We start from the raw sequence: 18,561 nt of genomic DNA, 5'->3' as shown, positions 1-18,561 counted from the left end.
CACCCTTCAGGAGACAGGACATGAGCAAAGCACTCGACGGTGTGCGCATTCTCGACTTCACGCATGTGCAATCCGGGCCCACCTGCACGCAGCTGCTTGCATGGTTCGGCGCGGATGTGATCAAGGTGGAGCGGGCGGGCGCGGGCGACATCACGCGTGAGCAGTTGCGCGATATTCCCGACGTGGACAGCCTCTACTTCACGATGCTCAACCACAACAAGCGTTCCGTCACGATCGATACGAAGAATCCTGAAGGCAAGCAGGTGCTCGAAGCGCTGATCCAGAAATGCGACGTGCTGGTGGAGAACTTCGCGCCGGGCGCGCTGGACCGCATGGGCTTCACGTGGGAGCGGATTCAGGAGTTGAATCCGCGCATGATCGTCGCGTCGGTGAAGGGCTTCGGTCCTGGGCCGTACGAGGACTGCAAGGTCTACGAGAACGTCGCGCAATGCGCGGGCGGTGCGGCTTCGACCACCGGCTTCGACGACGGCCCGCCTGTCGTAACGGGCGCGCAGATCGGCGACAGCGGGACCGGCTTGCATCTGGCGCTCGGCATCGTCACGGCGCTTTATCAGCGCACGCACAGCGGACGCGGTCAGCGCGTACTCGCCGCGATGCAGGACGGCGTGCTCAATCTGTGCCGCGTGAAGCTGCGCGATCAGCAGCGGCTCGAACGCACCGGCGTGATGAAAGAGTATCCGCAATATCCGAACGGAGAGTTCGGTGAGGCGGTGCCGCGCGCGGGCAATGCGTCGGGCGGCGGTCAGCCGGGCTGGATCCTGAAATGTAAGGGCTGGGAGACGGACCCCAACGCGTATATCTACTTCATCACGCAGGCGCCGGTGTGGGCCAAGATCTGCAACGTAATCGGCAAGGAGGAGTGGGCCACGGATCCCAACTACGCGACGCCCGCCGCGCGTCTGCCGCACCTGAAGGATATCTTCGCCGAGATCGAGCGCTGGACCATGACGAAGACCAAGTTCGAGGCCATGCAGATTCTCAACAAGTACGACATTCCGTGCGGACCGATTCTGTCGATGAAGGAAATCGCCGAGGAACCGTCGTTGCGCAAAACCGGCACGATTGTCGAAGTGGATCACCCGACTCGCGGCAAGTATCTGACGGTTGGTAATCCTATCAAACTGTCCGACAGTCCGACCGAGGTCACGCGCTCACCGTTGCTCGGTGAACATACCGACGAAGTCATGGCCGAACTCGGCTATTCGCCTGAGCAGGTCAGTGCATTGCGCACTGCCGGCGCGATCTAGGCCTGATCCAGGCAAATACGGAGCGACGAATGGATACATGGATGCGGTTCATGTCGAGCGACGGCGGCGTCGTGTTCGGCCGTGTGGAAGGTGGCTATCTGCACGAATACGAAGGTCTGGAGCACCCGGTGCCGACTGGCGCCGTGCTGTCGACTCGCGCACTGACGCCGCTCGCGCCGTGCGCGCCCGGCAAGGTCGTCGCGTTATGGAACAACTTTCACGCGCTGGCGGCGAAGCTCGACAAGCCCGTGCCGGCGCACCCGCTTTTCCTGTTGAAGCCGGCGGGTTCGGTGATCGGCTCGGGTGAGCCGATCAGGCGGCCGCTCAGCTATGCGGGCAAGATCGCCTATGAAGGCGAACTCGGCATTGTGATTGGACGGCGCTGCCGCGATGCAAGTGTCGAGGAGGCGGCCGAAGCGATTTTCGGCTACACGCTCGTCAACGACGTGACTGCCGCCGATCTGCTGAACGAAAATCCGCACTTTCCGCAATGGTGCCGGGCGAAGGGCTTCGATACGTTCTGCTGTATCGGACCGGCGATCGTCTCCGGTTTCGACTGGCAGCAAGCGCATCTTGTCACGATGCTCGATGGCGTCGAGCGGCAGAACTATCCGCTCGACGACATGGTTTTCTCGCCCGCCGAGCAGGTGAGTCTGATCTCGCAGGATCTCGCGCTCGAGCCGGGCGACGTGATCGCGTGCGGGACGTCGGTCGGCGTCGGCTCAATCAAGGATGGCGCGACGGTGTCGATCACGGTCGACGGGATCGGAACGCTGAGCAATACCTTGGGCGCCGCGCGCGCGGTCGCCGCGGAGGGCGCGGCGCCGATGGTGGCAGGCGCTGTCTGAACGGTTGACCGATTGCGCGATGCGTTGGCATCGCGCCCATGTATTCCGACACGGAGAAGCGCGCATGCCGCTAGCGTATGACAGTACCGTGTGGTGTTCGCTGGCTGTGGTGTTGGCTTCCGTGCTGGCCGTTGCGCTTGCCGCGGTCGGGCAACTGCCGCTCGAACGGCGACCGAGGCGCCGGCCTGACTGGCACGCCGGTGCATTGGCCGTCGCGCTCGCGGGCCTTTTCGCGGCCGGCATGGGCGCGAGCAACGGCGTGGTCGGAGCAGCGGTGGCGGGCGCGGTGCTCGGCGCGTGGCTGGTGCGCCGGCGCAATCTGACACGGCGCCCGCGCCTCGTTGCGCTGTTGGGCAGCAGCATGGGGCTCGCTGTCATGTCGGGCGGCTTCGCGCGTTATCTGTCGTCGGCGGCGCAGGCGAATGTCGAGCGCGTCGAACTCTATGTCGCCGTGTTCATCGGCGCGCTGATCTTTGCCACCTCGGCTATTGCGTTCTGCAAACTGCGCGGTGCGTTGCAGCTCGGCGCGGCGGTGCGGCCGGGGCACGGCATCGTCAACCTGCTTGCGCTGTTGCTGTGCGGGTGGCTCGGCTACGGATTCGTCACGGAACATGCGCAGCCATTCGGGCTCGCCTCGCTACTCGCGATGAGCGCGCTGGCTTGTGCGATGGGTGTGCATCGGATGCTCAGCCGCGAGTATTCCAGCGGCCACGAGCATGGCCACGATTCAAGCGAGCTTGCCTTTGCCGCGCGTTGCCATAGCTTGACGATGGGCAAGCGCGGCCTGTTGGCACGAATCGAATGGCACGGTGGAGAGGACCAGGCCTGGACGCTGCGCGACGTAGCGCAAGGTAAGGTGCGCACGGCAGCTTACCCGCATCGTCGAAATGGAAGCCATGGCGTGAATGCGGAACGGCGGCAACGTGTGTGCGCCGGCCACCGGCCGGCTCGCGCTACGACACGGCGCACGCCATGAATGCACACAGGCGTCGAATGGTAGGCACGACAACGCGTCGCGGGATCGTGATCGCGCCGACGTCCTCAGTCGCCCGTCGCGGCGAACTCGCTGAAGTACCGAGCCTTCTTGTGCAGAATCATTTGAGCGAGAAAGTCGGCGTCGTAGGCACGGTGCAGATGGGCGTGAAACCGCTCGATGTAGGCAGTAATTCGAGCCGCCTCGCTGTTGAATTCCTGGAGCACGTCGAGCGTGGCGCGATCCCAGCGGAAGCGCAGGCCGAGGTCGCTGAAGGCGGCGTTGTACGCGCTCAGGTGGGCGTCGTCGGGATGGATCGCGGCAACACGAGCGGTGTGCGCGCTGGGCTGGGACTCAACCGAAGCGTGATTCATGATCGGCCTCCTGGGCTGACGAGTGATGGAACTCGCTTGCAGCATAGAAGTCCTGACGAATTTGCAATAGTTAAAGTTTCATTGGGTCTCCATAGCCTACTGCTTATACACGCTCAATTCCTTGACGCGCGTGATCTTCTCGATCAGATTCGCGCCTTCTTCCATCAGGAAGCGTTTGAAGGCAACCGCAACCGGCGGCAGCCGCTTGTTCTTGCGATGCACCACGTACCAGTTGAGCATGACTGGAAAGCTCTCGACGTCGAGCACGACCAGATGGCCGAGCTGCAATTCGAGGCTGATGGTATGCGCGGACAGGAAGGCGATGCCCATGCCCGCGATCACGGCCTGCTTGATCGTCTCGGTGCTCTTGATCTCCATAGCGATCTTGAGGTTGGCAAGACGCCCGGCGAAGCCTTCTTCCATCGAATTCCACGTGTCCGAGCCGCGCTCCCGCACGATAAACGCTTCGCTCGCCAACTGGCTGAACTTGATGTTGCGCTTGTTTGCAAGCGGATGCGTGGGCGCCGCCACGATCACATACGGGTGCGGCGCGAACGGCTCGTTGGTCGCGTCGGTCTCGTGCGGCGGGCGCACCATCACCGCGAGGTCGGTCTGGTTGGTGGCGAGCTGATGCAGCAGTTCCTCGCGATTGTGCACGGCGAGGTTGAGCACGACGCCCGAGTAGCGGCGCGTGAATTCAGCGAGCAGCCGCGGAAAGAAGTAGTCGCCGGCGCTGATCACCGCGACATTCAGCTTGCCGCCGGAGACGCCTTTGAGCTGACTCATCGCTTCGTCGACTTCGTGGAACTGCTGGATGATCGCGCGGCTGTAGTGAAGCATTTCGGTGCCGGCCGGCGTCAGATAGATTTTTTTACCGAGTTGTTCGAACAACGGCAGCCCGGCGTGTTCTTCGAGTTGCCGGACCTGGGTGGAGACGGCAGGCTGTGTGAGGTGCAATTCCTCGGCGGCGCGCGAGAAGCTCAGGTGGCGCGCCACCGTTTCGAAAACCTTCAGTTGCCGCAGAGTCGCATTCCGCATCGTCATGACCGATGTATAAGCAAATGTGAATCAACATAATAACAAACTTTAATTATTAGTAATTCAGCAATGACCCTAGCATGGCTCTGTATAAGAAAGCGGAATTGCCGCCAGCGGAGTGGGCGAAAAACTCGGGGTTAACGCTTGGATTTGAGGCCTGTTGGACGAGGCGGCCGGCGTCTCGCAGTGTAAAAAAGCATTAATTGATCGGAATAAAGCGCTTCCCAGAAAGCGATGATTTAAGCCGATCTATTTTTAAAGCAGCGAATTAAAGACGCAAATATCAAATATTCCCGAAGAGCACGGCTTTTCGGGTCAAAACCATAAGGTGGGACGCATACAGCACGGCGTCTCCCGAGGGGATTTCCTTCGGGACGTTGGCCGGCTGCACCAAATAAATAGTGGAGACAAGGCACATGGACGATATCAGTCAGCAGACTACGACCCGCGCGTTTTGGGCGAACCGTTGGTGGCAACTCGTCATCGGCATGGTGTGTATGGCCCTGGTGGCCAATCTTCAATACGCCTGGACGCTGTTCGTCACGCCGATGAACGCGCGGCATCACTGGGGCGAAGCATCCATTCAACTTGCGTTCGCTATTTTCATTCTCACTGAAACGTGGCTCGTGCCGCTCGAAGGCTGGCTCGTCGACAGGTTCGGACCCCGACCCGTGGTCGCGGGCGGCGCCATTTGCGCGGGCATTGCCTGGGTGATGAATTCGTATATCACGACCTTGCCGATGCTGTACGTCTCCGCGGTCATCGCCGGGATTGGTGCGGGTGGCGTGTACGGCACGTGCGTGGGCAATGCGTTGAAATGGTTTCCCGACCGCCGCGGACTTGCCGCGGGTCTCACGGCTGCGGGCTTCGGCGCGGGCGCAGCGGTGACGGTGATTCCGATCGCCAATATGATCACGCGTTCGGGCTATGAGCACACGTTCTTCTTCTTCGGCATTCTGCAAGGTGGATGCATTCTGGCGCTCGCGCTGTTGTTGAAGAAGCCGACCGTGCGCCAGCAAGCCGCACCGAAGAGGAAGTTCGCCGTCTCGAAGGTCGACTTCACGCCCGGTCAGATGATCAAGACGCCAGTGTTCTGGGTGATCTACGTGTCGTTCGTCGCGGTGGCCGCGGGCGGCTTGATGGCGACCGCGCAGATCGGTCCGATCGCCAAAGACTGGGGCCTCGCACGCATCCCGATGACGATCTTCGGCATGACCTTGCCGCTCCTGACCGCCACGCTGTCCATCGACAACGTCTGTAACGGTTTTACGCGTCCGCTGTGCGGCTTTATCTCCGACAAGCTCGGCCGTGAAAACACGATGTTCGTGATCTTCATCGGCGAGGGCCTGGCGCTGCTCGGCTTGATGGAGTACGGCACCAACCCGTATGCGTTCATGACGTTCGCCGCGTTGATCTTCCTGTTCTGGGGCGAAATCTTCTCGATCTTCCCGGCGATCTGTGCCGATACCTTCGGCAGCAAATATGCCGCGGCCAACGCAGGGACGTTGTACACCGCCAAGGGCACGGCTTCGCTGCTGGTGCCGATCGCCTCGGTACTGTCGGCGACGGGCGGCTGGAATCTTGTCTTCATCGTTTCCGCCGTCGTGACGATCGCCGCGGGCATCTCGGCGAAATTCATACTCGCACCGATGCGCTCGCGTTGGATCGAATCGCACGATGAGCCGCAGGGTGTGCTTGCCGTTGCCGGCAACGGCAAGGCGTCGCGGTTGAGCCGCTGGCCTGAGCAGACAGGGGAATAGCATAAATGGCCCACACCCGGCAGTGACGTTATGAATGTTTCGTTGCAGCAACTCAAGGTGTTTGTCGCCGTTGCGCGTGAGCGGAGTTTTACGCGCGCGGCGCGTGAGTTCGATCTGACGCAATCGGCGGTGAGCCGTTGCGTGCGTGAACTCGAAGAAGCCGTCGAATTGAAGCTGTTCGACCGTACCACGCGCCAGGTCGAACTGACTCATGCGGGCGCGAGCCTCGAGCGAAGGATCGGCCGGCTGCTCGATGAAATCGAACTGACGCTGCGGGAAGAGCGGGCCGCTTACGACGGGCACACTGGCGTAGTGGTATTGGCCAGCAATCCCGTGTTGTCGTCGAGTTGGGTGGCGCAGGGACTCGCGCACTGCGCGGCGGCTTTTCCTGAGCTCGCCGTGTCCGTCAGGGATCAGCCGCAAAGCAGTGTGCTAACCAGCGTGGAACAAGGCGAGGTGGACTTCGGCGTGGTTTCGATGGCCGAGCCGCTTGCCGGCGACCTGTTGCACGCGCAACTGGTTTTCACGACGCCGCTCCATGCGGTGATGCCACCTGCCCATCCGCTTGCCCGCCACGCGAGCGTTGCATGGAGCGAGTTGCACGAATGGGCGCTCGTCACGCTGAACGCCGACACGGGTGTGCGCGCCGCGCTCGAACTCGCCTTCAACACGAACGGCGTTAAACGACGGCCGGTGCAGGAACTCGGACATGTCGCGGCGGTGCTGCGCATGGTCGAACTGGGGCTCGGCATCGGCATATTGCCCATCGACACGCATTGGCCCGCAATAGGCGCATCATTGGTCAGCCGGCCGCTCGCGCCCGCGATGAATCTGGCGACACTGCTCGTGCATCGCCGCAACCGTTCCCTCCGACCCAACGCCGCGGCGGCCTGGGCACAGTTCTCCGCGACTTCACATGCCACCGGCGTGTCACCGTCCGCTTCGCAGATAGACGCGAAGCCGACCGTTGCGCGCGACGGCGCCGTCCTCCACGAGCCCTAGCGTCGTTTACCCGAACCGGCTCGCAAGCACTCAGCCCACGCAACATCCAAGCAAGGAGCTTCATGATGGAAACTGAAACCGACCTCAGGCGCCATGATTTGCTGATTGACGGCAAGCGTTTGCCGCCCGGCACCGGCGAGTATTCCGTCGATATCAACCCCGCCACCGAAGAGCCGATCGCGCTGGTTGCGCAAGGCAGCGCCGCCGACGTGGATGCCGCCGTGCGCGCGGCGCGCGCCGCATTGAAGGTATGGAACGGCATACGGACGGCTGAGCGGGCCCGCATTCTGATGCGTCTCGCAGGCCTGATGCGCGCGAATCTCAAGGAACTCGCCGCGCTCGAAAGCCTCGACGCCGGCAAGCCGATCGCGGCGGTGATGCGCCAGGACATCCCGGCCGCGATCGATACGCTCGAATACTACGCAGGCTGGTGCGACAAGATCAACGGTCAGGTCGTGCCGGTGCGCCCCGATGCATTGACCTACACGCTGCGTGAACCCGTGGGCGTAGTCGCCGCGATCGTGCCGTGGAATTTCCCGCTGATGATCGGCATGTGGAAGATCGCGCCGGCGCTCGCGTGCGGTTGCACGCTGATAGTCAAGCCCGCGGAGATCACGCCGCTGACCGCGCTGCGCATCGCCGAACTCGCACTCGAAGCGGGTGTGCCGCCGGGCGTGCTGAATATCGTCACCGGCAAGGGACGTGTGGTCGGCGATGCGCTGGTCGCGCATCCCGGCGTCGACAAGGTGACGTTCACGGGCTCGCCCTCCGTGGGGCGCGGCATTCTGCAAGGCGCGGCCAGCAATTTCAAACGCGTTACGCTGGAACTCGGCGGCAAGTCGGCCAACCTGATTTTCCCGGATGCCAGTCTCGACAACGCGGTGCGCGCCGCGGCGTCGGGGATCTTCTTCAATACCGGCCAGGTGTGTTCGGCGGGTTCGCGCATTCTCGCCCATCGCGACGTGTACGACGAAGTGGTCGAGCGTCTCGCCGCGCGTGCGAAGTCGATCAAGGTCGGCGATCCGTCGTCGCGCGAAACGTCGATGGGGCCGCTCATCTCCGCGGCGCAGATGAAGACCGTGCTGGGCTATGTCGAAACGGGCCGCGCCGAAGGGGCGTCGCTCGTAGCCGGCGGCGCGCGGGTGGGCGAGCGCGGCTTCTTTGTCGAGCCGACTGTGTTTGCCAACGTCGAGCATGAAATGCGCATTTCGCAGGAGGAGATCTTCGGGCCGGTGGCGAGCGTGATTCGTTTCAACGACGAAGCCGACGCGATAAGGATTGCCAATGGCACGTTGTATAGCCTCGCGGCGGGCGTGTGGAGTGCGGACATCGGCCGGGTGCATCGGGTTGCGCGCGATCTGAAGGCGGGGACCGTGTGGATCAACACATACGGCTACACCGATGTGCGCCTGCCGTGGGGAGGATCGGGCGACTCGGGATTTGGCCGCGAACACGGCGACGTTGCGATTGAGAACTTCACTGAACCCAAGGCGGTGTGGCTCGCTATCGATCAGTAGCGTTAAAAAAGGATCGAACGCGCGCGGCGTTCGATCCTTTCTTGTTTGCGTTTGACGGTATGCGAGAGAGAGAGCGAGTTTCTGATCGCTCTCTCTCTTTTGAGCCTCAAGCCCCCTGCAATGCCATCCGTTCACGCAGTTTGATGAGCGCCAGCACGACATCGATAGTCGGCGTGGGCTCCGCGACGAGGCGGCCCATTTCCTGCACGACCGTCAGAAGCGGATCGATCTCCATCGGCCGACGATTCTCCAGGTCGACCAGCGTCGAGGTCTTGTGCGCGCCGACCGCGCCCGCGCCATCGATACGCTTTTCCACGTCGACGCGAAAGTGCACGCCGAATTGATCCGCAATGCGCTTGGCTTCGAGCATCATCGTGCGCGATACCGCGCGCGTGCCGGGGTCGCTGGTGAGCACGTCGAGCGTGGCATGCGTCAATGCGCTGATCGGGTTGAAACACAGGTTGCCCCACAGTTTCAGCCAGATTTCGTCGCGGATATTGTCGCGAATCGGCGCCTCGAAACCTGCCGCCTGCATGATTTCGTGCAATTGTTGAATGCGCGGCGTGCGTTCTCCGCTCGGCTCGCCGATCGGGAATTTCTTGCCGTACACGTGTTTGATCACACCCGGTTCGACGATTTCGGCGGCGGGGTACAGCACGCAGCCGATCGCCCGTTCGGGCCCGAGCTTCGTCCATTGGCTGCCGTCCGGGTCGACGCTGGCGAGACGCGTGCCGGCGAATCGGCCGCCGTGCTGATAGAAGTACCAGTACGGAATGCCGTTGACGCCCGTGACGATGGCCGTGTGCTTGCCGAGCAGCGGCTGCATTGCATCGACTACGCCGGGCAGCGAATGTGCCTTTAGCGTAATGATCACGAAGTCCTGCACGCCGAGCTCGCGCGGATCGGACGTGCAGCGCACAGGCGCGCTGAACGTCTCGCCGTCCATGATCAGACGCGCGCCGTGCTCGCGCATTGCCGCGAGATGCGGACCGCGCGCGACGAAACTCACATCCGCACCGGCGCGTGCAAGTTGCACACCCATCAAGCCGCCGATCGCTCCCGCTCCGAAGACACAGATCTTCATGATGCCGCTCCTCTGATGATGAAAAGTCGCTTGCCCGATGCCGTATCTCGCCGTGCACGGTTTGCGGGTCATTGTTCGAGCATACGGGGGCGGGACGATTGCAGATAGTTAAAGTTTGTCGACGAATGCATTAGGGATGGGTTATGGATGACGCGACGCCAGAGAACGCGGGAAGGAAACTGTACTGAACCGGAAAGCAAGGCGGGAAGCGGACGAATGCCGCAATTGATTGGGAAATCTCTTAAGCCTAGGAAATTTACGTGGGCGCAGAATGCGACTTCTTTGAGAAGTTACGCATGCAGGCGACATCGCAAACAGAATGTTGAGAGTGGCGCCAGAAAGTCAAAGGTTGATGTGAGCTATCCCGTCGTGTTCTTGTGTGTGGCGCCCGTGTGGATAACTTTTCAACTGTTCAAAATACCGGCGAATGGCGGTCGCACGTGTTGCCACAAATTAGCCCTGTTAAACACATTGGCGTGGCTCTATTTATTTGCGGAGGATGCCCGCCGATGCGGAATCGGCAGCGGCGGACGCCTTTCCAAACACTTCCGCACTCTCCTTGCGACGACACCGACCGGGTATCGTTCGTTCAAGCGAAAAACATACAAACTGTCGCAACGAATCGTTTAAGGGGCGGGTGGTGTTGAGGCGGTTGCGGCACGTGCGCTTCAAACCAGCTTCCTTGTTGCGGGACATACGATCCTGGCTCGTACGTATGGCGGCTTCACGGCACGTTTGGGTTCTGTCGCATCATCTGCGTCCTGTGCGATGCGCTCGAGCGAAACGGCGTGATTGGCCGCGCCGAGTGCTCAATGTCCAACTCCCTCACCCCCGCCTCACCATCAAAAACCCCACCCCAATCGCCGCCAGAAATCCCCCACAGCAGCGATTAAACCACCGCCTTACCCTGGCACGCACCAGCCACTTCCCAAGATACATCCCGGCCCACGAATACAACGCAATAGCAAACCACTCCAGCACGAGAAAGCTCGCCCCGAGCACCGCAAACTGCGGCAACATTGGCTTCGCAATATCAACAAACTGCGGCAAGAACGCGGTAAACACGAGAATAGCCTTCGGATTGCCGGCGGCCACGAGAAACTCCCTTCGCGCGACCCGCCCAAGCGACGCCTCTTCCTGCTGCGTCGTGTCGATCGTAGGCGCATCGCTCCGCCAGAGCTGAATGGCCAACCAGATCAGATAAGCCGCGCCGGCCAGTTTGATCGCGAGAAAGAACCACTCCGAGGCGTGCAACACAACCGCAAGACCGGTTGCGGCAAGCACGAGCATCACGGCGAATGCGACCAGGCGCCCCATGCCGCCGACGAACGCGGTCATGAAACCGTGACGCGCCGCTACATTGATCGACAGTAGATTATTAGGCCCAGGCGCGAGATTGATCGCAAAGCAGGCAGGCAGGAAGAACAGCCAGGCGGTGATGGACATGACGGCTCGCACGAAGAACGCGGTTGCCACGGAGCGCGGCACGCTATTGCAAATTGTAGCGAACCCGGCCGACCCGATGTCGACGATGCGCTTAATTCACCGCTTTGACAAACCCCGGATCGCCGATCAAAGCGTCGACGCTCAACTTGACGGTATCTTCAATAGCAATGGTGCTGCTGGTGAACTTGGGCGACTTTTGCTTGACCGTCTTGGTGGTCGAATACACGACCTTCTGGGTCGCGGCGTCGGTCACCACATAACGCATTTTCAGCGTCCACAACGCCGGCGAGCGTGTGTCGTCCACAGTGAATTTCTCGATGCTGCCGCTGAGAACGCGCTCGCCTGCGTCGAGATGAAAGCCGGCGATCCGTAGACTGGTCACAATGCCGTTGCGCACGGTTTCATTGATATTGTCCTTGAGCACGATGCCCGTCATCGCCGTGTTTTCAATGCGGTTCGGCGACACTTGTCCGCTGCGAGCGGGCATATAGGCGAAGTCACGGGCAGGGGCCACGCTGAGCCAGCCGGTCGGATGCGCTACCGCGCGCGGCGAGCTATTCAGGCCGAACCAAGACCACGAGCAGGCGGAGAGCATCAACGGCAGCGCGATCGTCCCGCATCCCTTGAGCACGGTCGATGTCAAGGGTGAACGCGTGGAATTGAGCGACTGCGGCAGAGACGCGCTCCGATGCGGCGACTCAGTCGCTGTGCTGGAAAAAGCGGCGGTCGAGGTCAGAGGAGTTGCCCTTTTAAATTGAATCAAGCCGGGGAATAAACGACATGGTAACAGCGGCCCGGACCCGCGCATCTCTTATTCAGGGAGCGCTCTGCCTCTCGCAAGGAAGAAACACGTCAAGCCGTCAGAAGAACCCGGCTTTTCCTTGAGTCATATCCACCAACGCTCGCTGGGCATCATCGACCGCGTTGATGGGCAAACGGATCGTCATTTTCACCAGCATCGCGTAGGCGCTGTCCACGAGCGCATAGCCTTCGGCATCGATCCATCGGCGCACTTTCGCCTCGTCGGCGTAACTCACCTCGACGATCAGTGAAACCTGTGCAATCCGCTCGACGCGCGGCGCATCCAGCAGCGCCGAAGCGATCGCATCCGTGTACGCGCGCACGAGGCCGCCGGCGCCGAGCTTCACGCCGCCGTAATAGCGCACGACGGCGGCCAGCACGCCGTCCAGATCGTGATGCCGCAACACTTCGAGAATCGGCCGGCCGGCGGTGCCGGAGGGCTCGCCGTCGTCGGACATGCCGGACTGGCCGCCTGCCAGCAGCGCCCAGCAGACATGCGTCGCGGCAGGATGCTCGTCGCGCAGGCGCCGCAATTCGGCCATCGCGGCGTCGCGGTCGGCGACCGGTAGCGCGTACGCAATGAATCGGCTTTTGCGAATCTCGAGTTCCGCGCTCAACGGCGCGGGCAGGGTGTAAGTGGGCAAGGCAAAGACTTCGGTGAATGGAAACGCTGACCGCGCGCGGTCTTACGCCCGCCATGGTAACGGATCGACGGCTCGCTAAATGGACAATCTCCGAGACGGCCATGCACGGCTTGCGCGGCGGGTTTGCGGCGTGCGTTGTGCCGGCCCACTCGCTGCGCGTTTATCGCATAAGACACGACATGGCGATGCGCCGGACGGCACGCACGGCGCGCGCCAATCAGAAATCGCCCGTTCGTCTACAATCTTCCGCTGAACACGCGCGGCTGTCCGTCGAAACCCGCGCGTCAAAGGAGACGACATGCTTGACCTATCCACGTTAGGGACTTTCGTAGCCGTTGTACTCGGGCTTTTTCTGATTCCGGGTCCGGCGGTGCTGCTGGTGTTGACGCGCACCGTGCATGGCGGCCGCAAGGCCGGCATTCTCACCGGCCTCGGCATTGCGGTTGGCGATTTCATTCATACGCTGGGCGCCTCGGTCGGCCTCTCGGCGCTGCTGATGACCTCGGCGCTGGCCTTCAACGCGGTCAAGTTCGTCGGCGCGGCCTACCTCGTTTATCTGGGCATTCGCGCGTTGCGCGAGAAGCAGGCGAGCGCGCATATGCCGACCGTCGCGCCGGTGTCGGCCTCGAAAGCCTTCTTTCAGGCCATTCCCGCCGAAGTGCTGAATCCCAAGACCGCACTGTTTTTCCTCGCGTTTCTGCCGCAGTTCGTTCGTCCCGAACACGGTTCCACGTTTCTGCAGTTCACCACCCTGGGCCTCATCTTTGTCGGCATGAGCGCGCTCTACACGACGCTGATCGTGTTGACGATTCGTCCGCTGGGCAAATTCGTCAAGCGTCTGACATGGCTGACGCGTTGGCAGAACAAGATCATCGGCGTGCTGTTTATTTCGCTCGGCCTGCGCGTGGCCACGCAAACGCGTTGATCGATCCGCGCGGCCTCGCTTCGTCACAGAGGCAGCGAGGCCGCATTCCCGCTAGATATTGCGGCGCTGGCGCCTGAGACGGCCTTCGCGCGCGTACTCCATCTGACCTTCCGTGCGGACCGCGAGCCTTTCCTGCTCGGCGCGGCTCATCTGCCGCGTATCGTCGATGTCGCCGACACGCAGCACTTCTTGCGCAATCCTGATGCGCAGCGTCATCAACGGTTCGCCGCGTTCGACCAGCGTGCGGTCCGCGGTGCGCGCCTGCTGAACGCCGCAGTCGATCAGGTTGCGCAGTTCCAGCAGCGTGAGCCGCTGCCGCTGGATTTCGAGGATGAGCCGCTGGACGGCCTGCTCGTCGCGCGTGCGCCACCAGGCGCGCAGCTCGGCGAGCGTGGGAGGTTCGAAGGGTGGAAGGCGCATTGCTCAGACGAAAAAGTACTGTATATATGTACAGTATATCCCGTCTTTTTACGGAGACGCGTAGAGCGCGTTCGCGGGTTTACCGGCTCCGCGGGAGAGGGCGTGAATAGCTCAGGACAGCGCGAGCATGATGGACGTGGACACCACGATGATGAAAAGACACGCGGCGGTGAGAATGTCGTAGGGATAGTTCATGTTATGAGCATCTGACGTAGCGGTGTGAAGGGCCATCATAGGGATAAGCGCGCGGCACGACTGTTAAGCTTTGCAAGACCTAGGCGCTGTCCGGCTACGTATGACTGGAGGGAAAGATGAACGAGGCAGCAACGCGCGTGCCTACGCATGCACCGGAGATCGAGTTCTGGTTCGACTTCGGCAGCAACTACAGCTACCTCAGCGTCATGCGCATCGAAGCTGAGGCTGCGGCGCGAGGCGTGCGGATTCTCTGGCTTCCGTTCTTGCTGGGGCCGGTCTTTCGCGACCTCGGTTTCGACAATTCGCCGTTCGTGCTGCAGAAGGAGAAGGGCGCATATGTGTGGAAGGACATGGAACGGCAATGCCATAAATACGGCATCGCCCTGACGCGTCCCACCACGTTCCCGCGCGCGGCGCTTCTTGCAATGCGCGTGGCGCTGCTCGGCGCGGATCGCGAATGGATTGCCGCCTACTGCCGCAAGATCATGCAACTGAACTTCGCGCATGACCGCGATATCGGTTCAATGGAGGTGGTGAGCGAAGCGCTCGATGAACTGGATTTGCCGGCGCGGGAGATCATCGCCGAAGCGCAAAGCGACGCGAACAAACTGCGCTTGCGTGAACAGACCGCGGCAGCCGTGGCCCGAGGGATTTTCGGCGCGCCGACGTTCTTTGTCGGCGATGAAATGTTCTGGGGCAACGACCGGCTGGACGATGCGTTGGACTACTGCGCATCGCTCGCCACGCGCGGCTAACGTGACGAATGGTGACGAATGGTGACGAATGCGCGGCGCGCGATCGGCGCGCAAGCGTGTTATTCGTTGCCGTCCTGACAAAAACGCCGGCCCGGCACGTGCGAGACGACAGCCTGAGCGATTTCAAGCGGCGTACTCTCGGCGGGCACCACCCGGCGGCTCGATTCGGGCGTGTGCTTCATGGTCCATTCGACGAGCCGGTATGAGCGCCCCCAAGGATGCTGCAGCGGGTCCGAGACCTTGCATGAGTGAATCTGGCTGACCCATTCGTTGCCGGGCATGGTGCGCAGATGCTCGAATACCGTGTCTTCAACCATGGTTTGACTCCTTCTTCGCGGGCCTGCAGCCCATCTTCTGGCGCGTCGTCGACACCCCGGGGAAAAAGCGCCGCCGATGTTCTGGCGGCTTCAACAGGGGATGTTGTGCCTCATGGTTACAGCAAAGAATTAAGCCAGACTTAAGAAGGCGCAAAAGCGGATCGCGTAAAAGCGTGGTCGCCGCGATCGGGCCCTCAAGACCTCGCGAAATCCGCCGTTATTACAGCGATTGGGGGTCGCCAACCCCGCTTCGCCTTCGGGCCCGCACCTATAAAGTGACGAACCTCGCCCAAACGCCGCTTTCCGAGCGCCTTCGTTCGCTCGTCGATACCGTGCAGCACAACGAGCGCACGCTGCGGCGCTTCCAGAACGTCGAGTTGCGTTTGATCGGCGCTCAGGACTTCGCATCGTTTCTCGACACGCTGTTCACCCAGTTGCCGCGGGAATTTTCGCTGACGGGCGTGACGCTCTGGCTCGACGACCGCGCGCCGATGCTGCGCGAGCTGCTCGAACCGGTCGCCTTGCGCGCACTCGATCAGTCGAAGCTGCGCACCTCGCGCGAAGGCGGTCTTGCCGCACAAGGTCTGTGCGAGGAGGGCAGGCCGTGGCTCGGCAAGCCGCACGACATGGATGACGCGGCGCGACGCGCGTTCTTCGGCGACACCGAAGCACCGGCAAGCGCGATCCTGTTGCCGCTTGCCGCGGGCGACACCGTCAGCGGCTATCTCTGTCTCGGCAGCGACGACCCGGCGCGTTTCGGCCAAGGCATGGCCACCGACATTCTGGAGCGCTTCGCGAGCATCGTGACAGCGAGTCTCGACAACGTGGCGCATCGCGAGCGGCTCAAACAACTGGGCATGACCGATTCGTTGACGGGCCTCGCCAATCGCCGCTATTTCGACGAGCGGCTGCGCGAGGAGATCATGCGCGCCGTTCGCTATTGCGTGCCGGTGGCGTGTCTGTTCATCGATATCGACAGCTTCAAACGGATCAACGACACCTACGGCCATCAGACCGGCGACCGCGCGTTGGCGGCGGTGGCGGCTTGCGTGCGGCAACAGGTGCGCTTGGGCGATACCGTGGCGCGTTATGGCGGCGAAGAATTCGCCGCGCTGCTACAGGGCGACCGCGCGGATGCGCTCACGGTCGCCGAGCGTGTGCGCCTCGCGGTCGAGCGACTCGCTTTGCAGGACGATCATGGCGAGCGCATCGCCTTGACGGTGTCGATCGGTGTGGCGGCGCGCACGATCAGCGGCACGCCGACCGAGGCGGCCAAACTAGGCGGCGCGATGATGGAAGAAGCCGATCGCGCGATGTATCAGGCCAAACGCAACGGCCGCAATCGCATCGAGGCGCTGGTGAATGCGGGCGGCGAGCAGATGGCTCGTTGATGTGAGCCGCTGAAGCTCGCATCGAACTTGTGTGACCGGCTGCTCGGCGCGCATGCCGCTTAAGGTTCTCAAGTGCCTGGCGCATCCGGCGGCACACCCAGCAACTGCAGCGCTCCGCCCGTCACACCACTGAACACCGGACCGGCCACCGTCCCACCATAAAACGCCTTGCCCGCCGGGTCGTCGATCATCACGGCGACGATCAGGCGCGGGTCGCTCATCGGCGCCATGCCGACGAACAACGCGCGGTAGCGGTTTTTCGCGTAGGTCGCGCCGACCTGTTTGCGCGCCGTGCCGGTCTTGCCGCCGATCCGGTAGCCTTCCACTGTCGCCGCTCGTCCTGTGCCGCCCACGCCGGTCGCCATTTCCAGCATCGAGCGGATGGCGCGCGCAGTGGCCGGCGTCGTAACCGCCTGGCCCTTGTCGTCGGATTGCGCGGCCGCGCCCGCTCCATTGCGCAACAGACTCACGCGATGCATCGTGCCGTCGCCGGCATAGGCCGTGTAGACCTGCGCCATTTGCAGTAGCGACGTGGACAGTCCGTAGCCGTACGCCATGGTCGCCTGTTCGATCGGCCGCCAGCGTTTATACGGACGCACCTTGCCCGACGCCACGCCTGGAAAGGTCAGCTCGGGCCGCACACCGAGCCCGTATTCCTGATACTTGGTCCAGATCTTTTCTGCCGGCAGATTCAGCGCGAGCTTGGCGAGCGCGATATTGCTCGATTTCTGCACCGCTTCGGCGACGGTCATCACGCCATGATTCGAGGTGTCGTGGATGACGGCCGGCCCGATCTTGTACCAGCCAGGCGCGGTATCGATGACACTTTGCGGCCGCACCTTGCCCTCGTCGATCGAGAGCGCGACGACTACTGGCTTGATCGTCGAACCCGGCTCGAAGGTGTCGACCACCGCGCGATTGCGCAGTTGGCGGCCGGTCAGACGGGCGCGGTCATTCGGATCGAAGCTCGGGTAGTTGGCGAGCGCCAGAATCTCGCCGTTGCGCGCGTCGAGCACCACCACGCTGCCGGCTTCGGCGTGATGTTTGGCAATCGCGTCCTTCAGTTGCGCATAGGCGAGCTGCTGAATCCGCCGGTCGATCGTCAGGTGGATGGTCTCGCCGTTCTGCGCGGGCACGAGCGGCCGGGTCTCGGACACGACGCGGCCCAGACGGTCGCGGATCACTTCGCGCTGGCCGGGCACGCCGAGCAGTTGCTCGTTGGCCGCGAGTTCGACGCCTTCCTGGCCGTTGTCCTCGATATCCGTGAAGCCGACCACGTGCGCCGCCGATTCGCCTTCGGGATAAAAGCGCTTCGAATCGGCGATCTGCGTGATGCCGGCGAGGCCAAGCTTGGACAGATGCCCGGCGGTCTCGGCGTCCACCTGGCGCTTGAGCAGGACGAAGGTCTTGTCGCCGTTCAGACGCCGGCGCAGTTCCGCCAGCGGCAGATCGAGCAGCATCGAGAGCGGCGCGATCGCGGCTTCGTCGATCAGTTTGGGCGAAGCCCAGATCTCGTAAGTCGCGAGGCTGACGGCGAGCATCGAGCCATTGCGATCGACGATCCGCCCGCGCGTCGCGTCGAGTTCGATGGTGCGCTGATAGCGCTTTTGCCCTTGGTCGACGTAGAAGTCCTGGTTCACCACCTGCACCCAGAACGCGCGCCCCGCGAGCGAGGCGAACGCGCCGAACACCAGCAGGACGATGAATTTCGAACGCCACATCGGCAGGCGCGCGGCCAGCAACTGGTTCTTCGCGACGGGCGCGTAGGGGTCGTGCGGCTGCGATTTCTTCTTCTGGATCATT

18 protein-coding genes and 1 pseudogene are annotated in these 18,561 nt (G+C 62.4%); 10 read left to right on the top strand and 9 right to left on the bottom strand.

Going from position 1 to position 18,561, the window contains the following annotated elements; translation table 11 throughout:
• The first annotated feature begins 20 nt into the window (after window positions 1-20).
• The 3 genes from frc to P0D80_RS05750 all read left to right on the top strand — a co-directional run bounded on the left by frc (window position 21) and on the right by P0D80_RS05750 (window position 3,092).
• Window positions 21-1,268 carry a formyl-CoA transferase gene (frc, locus tag P0D80_RS05760; RefSeq protein ID WP_106282483.1) on the top strand — a complete coding sequence of 416 codons (1,248 nt, stop codon included), beginning with the start codon at window positions 21-23 and terminating at the stop codon, window positions 1,266-1,268.
• Between the two features lie 29 nt (window positions 1,269-1,297).
• Window positions 1,298-2,116, top strand: coding sequence for a fumarylacetoacetate hydrolase family protein (locus P0D80_RS05755; RefSeq protein ID WP_408176939.1), 819 nt, complete (start codon window positions 1,298-1,300; stop codon window positions 2,114-2,116).
• Window positions 2,117-2,180: 64 nt separating this feature from the next.
• On the top strand, window positions 2,181-3,092 hold the full coding sequence (locus P0D80_RS05750) for an NAD(P)(+) transhydrogenase (Re/Si-specific) subunit beta (protein ID WP_408176940.1): 912 nt from the start codon (window positions 2,181-2,183) through the stop codon (window positions 3,090-3,092).
• Window positions 3,093-3,157: 65 nt separating this feature from the next.
• Here the strand turns inward: P0D80_RS05750 and P0D80_RS05745 are convergent, their stop codons facing one another.
• Window positions 3,158-3,463, bottom strand: coding sequence for a hypothetical protein (locus tag P0D80_RS05745; protein WP_408176941.1), 306 nt, complete (start codon window positions 3,461-3,463; stop codon window positions 3,158-3,160).
• Between the two features lie 96 nt (window positions 3,464-3,559).
• Window positions 3,560-4,507, bottom strand: coding sequence for a LysR family transcriptional regulator (locus P0D80_RS05740; protein WP_132382092.1), 948 nt, complete (start codon window positions 4,505-4,507; stop codon window positions 3,560-3,562).
• 410 nt (window positions 4,508-4,917) lie between these two features.
• On the opposite strand from P0D80_RS05740, the gene oxlT reads away from it, so the two are divergent.
• From oxlT to P0D80_RS05725, 3 genes are all read left to right on the top strand, one after another.
• The gene (gene oxlT, locus P0D80_RS05735; RefSeq protein WP_408281922.1) at window positions 4,918-6,261 is read left to right on the top strand and encodes an oxalate/formate MFS antiporter; all 1,344 of its coding nucleotides are present in this window, start codon (window positions 4,918-4,920) and stop codon (window positions 6,259-6,261) included.
• Between the two features lie 30 nt (window positions 6,262-6,291).
• A complete protein-coding gene (locus P0D80_RS05730; RefSeq protein WP_408281919.1) occupies window positions 6,292-7,263 on the top strand; it encodes a LysR family transcriptional regulator in 972 nt (323 codons plus the stop codon).
• Between the two features lie 65 nt (window positions 7,264-7,328).
• On the top strand, window positions 7,329-8,780 hold the full coding sequence (locus P0D80_RS05725) for an aldehyde dehydrogenase family protein (RefSeq protein WP_408281917.1): 1,452 nt from the start codon (window positions 7,329-7,331) through the stop codon (window positions 8,778-8,780).
• A 106-nt stretch (window positions 8,781-8,886) separates the two neighbouring features.
• Here the strand turns inward: P0D80_RS05725 and P0D80_RS05720 are convergent, their stop codons facing one another.
• On the bottom strand, window positions 8,887-9,864 hold the full coding sequence (locus P0D80_RS05720) for a 2-dehydropantoate 2-reductase (protein WP_408176946.1): 978 nt from the start codon (window positions 9,862-9,864) through the stop codon (window positions 8,887-8,889).
• A 501-nt stretch (window positions 9,865-10,365) separates the two neighbouring features.
• On the opposite strand from P0D80_RS05720, the pseudogene P0D80_RS05715 reads away from it, so the two are divergent.
• Window positions 10,366-10,494 (top strand): annotated as a pseudogene (locus P0D80_RS05715) (AraC family transcriptional regulator); the annotation flags it as partial.
• A 195-nt stretch (window positions 10,495-10,689) separates the two neighbouring features.
• On the opposite strand, the gene P0D80_RS05710 reads toward P0D80_RS05715, so the two are convergent.
• The 3 genes from P0D80_RS05710 to P0D80_RS05700 form a co-directional block, all read right to left on the bottom strand.
• Window positions 10,690-11,310 carry a LysE family translocator gene (locus tag P0D80_RS05710; RefSeq protein ID WP_408281915.1) on the bottom strand — a complete coding sequence of 207 codons (621 nt, stop codon included), beginning with the start codon at window positions 11,308-11,310 and terminating at the stop codon, window positions 10,690-10,692.
• 91 nt (window positions 11,311-11,401) lie between these two features.
• Window positions 11,402-11,941 (bottom strand): hypothetical protein, encoded by a 540-nt coding sequence (locus P0D80_RS05705; RefSeq protein WP_408281964.1) that lies wholly within the window; start codon window positions 11,939-11,941, stop codon window positions 11,402-11,404.
• Window positions 11,942-12,170: 229 nt separating this feature from the next.
• Window positions 12,171-12,755 (bottom strand): IMPACT family protein, encoded by a 585-nt coding sequence (locus P0D80_RS05700; protein WP_132382102.1) that lies wholly within the window; start codon window positions 12,753-12,755, stop codon window positions 12,171-12,173.
• 298 nt (window positions 12,756-13,053) lie between these two features.
• Between P0D80_RS05700 and P0D80_RS05695 the strand changes: the two genes are divergently transcribed.
• A complete protein-coding gene (locus P0D80_RS05695) occupies window positions 13,054-13,680 on the top strand; it encodes a LysE family translocator (RefSeq protein ID WP_132382104.1) in 627 nt (208 codons plus the stop codon).
• 51 nt (window positions 13,681-13,731) lie between these two features.
• Here P0D80_RS05695 and P0D80_RS05690 read toward each other — a convergent pair whose 3' ends face one another.
• A complete protein-coding gene (locus tag P0D80_RS05690) occupies window positions 13,732-14,100 on the bottom strand; it encodes a hypothetical protein (protein ID WP_408281913.1) in 369 nt (122 codons plus the stop codon).
• A 311-nt stretch (window positions 14,101-14,411) separates the two neighbouring features.
• On the opposite strand from P0D80_RS05690, the gene P0D80_RS05685 reads away from it, so the two are divergent.
• Window positions 14,412-15,050, top strand: coding sequence for a 2-hydroxychromene-2-carboxylate isomerase (locus tag P0D80_RS05685; protein ID WP_408281911.1), 639 nt, complete (start codon window positions 14,412-14,414; stop codon window positions 15,048-15,050).
• 59 nt (window positions 15,051-15,109) lie between these two features.
• Here the strand turns inward: P0D80_RS05685 and P0D80_RS05680 are convergent, their stop codons facing one another.
• On the bottom strand, window positions 15,110-15,367 hold the full coding sequence (locus P0D80_RS05680; protein WP_132382110.1) for a DUF2866 domain-containing protein: 258 nt from the start codon (window positions 15,365-15,367) through the stop codon (window positions 15,110-15,112).
• Window positions 15,368-15,642: 275 nt separating this feature from the next.
• On the opposite strand from P0D80_RS05680, the gene P0D80_RS05675 reads away from it, so the two are divergent.
• Window positions 15,643-16,758, top strand: coding sequence for a GGDEF domain-containing protein (locus tag P0D80_RS05675; protein WP_408281910.1), 1,116 nt, complete (start codon window positions 15,643-15,645; stop codon window positions 16,756-16,758).
• A 68-nt stretch (window positions 16,759-16,826) separates the two neighbouring features.
• Here the strand turns inward: P0D80_RS05675 and P0D80_RS05670 are convergent, their stop codons facing one another.
• The gene (locus P0D80_RS05670) at window positions 16,827-18,560 is read right to left on the bottom strand and encodes a peptidoglycan D,D-transpeptidase FtsI family protein (RefSeq protein ID WP_408281909.1); all 1,734 of its coding nucleotides are present in this window, start codon (window positions 18,558-18,560) and stop codon (window positions 16,827-16,829) included.
• Window position 18,561 lies beyond the last annotated feature (1 nt).

It is taken from the genome of Paraburkholderia sp. RL17-373-BIF-A (genome assembly GCF_046030175.1).
GTDB lineage: Bacteria > Pseudomonadota > Gammaproteobacteria > Burkholderiales > Burkholderiaceae > Paraburkholderia.
This window is presented reverse-complemented; position numbering and strand designations above follow the sequence as displayed.

What these genes read in the sequence shown, in the direction of transcription:
- frc (WP_106282483.1), top strand. Translation starts at nt 21, where the DNA reads ATGAGCAAAGCACTCGACGGTGTGCGCATTCTCGACTTCACGCATGTG.
- P0D80_RS05755 (WP_408176939.1), top strand. Translation starts at nt 1,298, where the DNA reads ATGGATACATGGATGCGGTTCATGTCGAGCGACGGCGGCGTCGTGTTC.
- P0D80_RS05750 (WP_408176940.1), top strand. Translation starts at nt 2,181, where the DNA reads ATGCCGCTAGCGTATGACAGTACCGTGTGGTGTTCGCTGGCTGTGGTG.
- P0D80_RS05745 (WP_408176941.1), bottom strand. Translation starts at nt 3,463, where the DNA reads ATGAATCACGCTTCGGTTGAGTCCCAGCCCAGCGCGCACACCGCTCGT.
- P0D80_RS05740 (WP_132382092.1), bottom strand. Translation starts at nt 4,507, where the DNA reads ATGACGATGCGGAATGCGACTCTGCGGCAACTGAAGGTTTTCGAAACG.
- oxlT (WP_408281922.1), top strand. Translation starts at nt 4,918, where the DNA reads ATGGACGATATCAGTCAGCAGACTACGACCCGCGCGTTTTGGGCGAAC.
- P0D80_RS05730 (WP_408281919.1), top strand. Translation starts at nt 6,292, where the DNA reads ATGAATGTTTCGTTGCAGCAACTCAAGGTGTTTGTCGCCGTTGCGCGT.
- P0D80_RS05725 (WP_408281917.1), top strand. Translation starts at nt 7,329, where the DNA reads ATGGAAACTGAAACCGACCTCAGGCGCCATGATTTGCTGATTGACGGC.
- P0D80_RS05720 (WP_408176946.1), bottom strand. Translation starts at nt 9,864, where the DNA reads ATGAAGATCTGTGTCTTCGGAGCGGGAGCGATCGGCGGCTTGATGGGT.
- P0D80_RS05710 (WP_408281915.1), bottom strand. Translation starts at nt 11,310, where the DNA reads ATGTCCATCACCGCCTGGCTGTTCTTCCTGCCTGCCTGCTTTGCGATC.
- P0D80_RS05695 (WP_132382104.1), top strand. Translation starts at nt 13,054, where the DNA reads ATGCTTGACCTATCCACGTTAGGGACTTTCGTAGCCGTTGTACTCGGG.
- P0D80_RS05690 (WP_408281913.1), bottom strand. Translation starts at nt 14,100, where the DNA reads ATGCGCCTTCCACCCTTCGAACCTCCCACGCTCGCCGAGCTGCGCGCC.
- P0D80_RS05685 (WP_408281911.1), top strand. Translation starts at nt 14,412, where the DNA reads ATGAACGAGGCAGCAACGCGCGTGCCTACGCATGCACCGGAGATCGAG.
- P0D80_RS05680 (WP_132382110.1), bottom strand. Translation starts at nt 15,367, where the DNA reads ATGGTTGAAGACACGGTATTCGAGCATCTGCGCACCATGCCCGGCAAC.
- P0D80_RS05670 (WP_408281909.1), bottom strand. Translation starts at nt 18,560, where the DNA reads ATGATCCAGAAGAAGAAATCGCAGCCGCACGACCCCTACGCGCCCGTC.